This window comes from Streptomyces sp. NPDC059003 (genome assembly GCF_042740445.1).
Taxonomy (GTDB): Bacteria; Actinomycetota; Actinomycetes; order Streptomycetales; family Streptomycetaceae; genus Streptomyces.
Genome location: NZ_JBHYJH010000442.1, coordinates 1 through 1,225, shown reverse-complemented (window position 1 = coordinate 1,225; position 1,225 = coordinate 1). Strand labels below are relative to the sequence as shown.

1 protein-coding gene and 1 pseudogene are annotated in these 1,225 nt (G+C 65.7%); both read right to left on the bottom strand.

Annotated elements, in window-relative coordinates; all coding sequences use genetic code 11:
- Window positions 1–74: 74 nt before the first annotated feature.
- Complete coding sequence (locus ACFWZ5_RS46465) at window positions 75–275, bottom strand: hypothetical protein (RefSeq protein WP_384893359.1); 201 nt, start codon at window positions 273–275, stop codon at window positions 75–77.
- Between the two features lie 85 nt (window positions 276–360).
- Window positions 361–1,225: pseudogene (locus tag ACFWZ5_RS46460) on the bottom strand (IS110 family transposase); the annotation flags it as partial.

Sequence of the window (1,225 nt, the reverse complement as noted above, 5' to 3'; positions counted from 1 at the left end):
CACTTCGCCGTTCCCGCACCGCCTCCGGCAACACATCACACGGTGGATCCAGGATGAGTCGACTGAGCGCCCACTCAATATCGGTAGAAGAGATCTTGTTCGATCATCGCCTTCCCAGAGTGCGCAAGGGTAGGCACGGCACGCCCTCGCATATACCACAGCAGTACTAACTCGTCATAAATGGGGGTCTGGCCCGCCTCCCACCCCCCTTCGCTGATGGCTGCTGCTTCCGAGAAGGCCGTATGCTCCAACGACTGAACGTTCTTCATACCCATCTAACCCCTCCTCCCAGCTTCAAGACACGAGGGAGTGTCCAATGGACGGCGGATTCGATGATCAAGGAGAATCTCAATGATCGAATCAAGCCGTCTGCGTGGCCGTCGAGATGGGGGTGAACAGCCTTTTGCCGCGCAGCATCGCCCACAGCACGTTGACCCTGCGGCGGGCGAGTGCGAGCAGGGCTTGGGTGTGGATCAGGCCCTCGGCGCGCTTCTTGTAGGTAGTAGTCCCGGGAGGGGCCCGGCCGCATCACGGCGGACTGGGCGGACATGTAGAACAGTCAGCGCAGGCAGCAGTTGTAGCGTTTGGGCCGGTGGTAGTTGCCGGTGCGGCGGCCGGAGTCGCCGGGCACGGGGGCCAGGTCGGCGTGCGAGGCCAGGCGTCCGGCGTCGCGGTAGCCGGACAGGTCACCGACGATGGCGACGACCTTTGCACCCAGGATCGGGCCCATGCCGGGCATGGACTCGATGATCTCGGCGCGGTCGTCGGCGCGGAAGGTCTCACAGATCTCCCGGTCGTTGTCCCTGATCCGCTTGTCCAGGGCCAGGAGCTGGTGAGCCAGGTCGCGCACCAGCTTGGCCGCCCGGCCCTCGCCGGGCAGGGGGGTGAGCTGGGGCTGGACGGCCTCGACAGCCCTGGCCGCGGTGGTCTCGGCGCCGCGCACTTTACGGCGCTGCAGCCAGGTGGTCAGCCGTTTGACGCCGATCCGGCATAGGGCGGCTGGGGTCTGTTACTCGGCCAGCATGACGACCGGGCCTTTGGCCGCGGAGTAGTCGAAGGCTCGCTCCAGCGCGGGACAGATGCCGACGAGCAGGTCACGCAGCCGGTTGATGAGTCGGACCCGGTCGGCGATCAGGTCGCGCCGGTAACCGGTCAGCGTCTGGAGCGTGGATCCTGGATCCACCGTGTGATGTGTTGCCGGAGGCGGTGCGGGAACGGCGAAGTG

Coding starts and splice junctions, on each gene's coding strand:
- ACFWZ5_RS46465 (WP_384893359.1), bottom strand. CDS start 275: ATGGGTATGAAGAACGTTCAGTCGTTGGAGCATACGGCCTTCTCGGAA.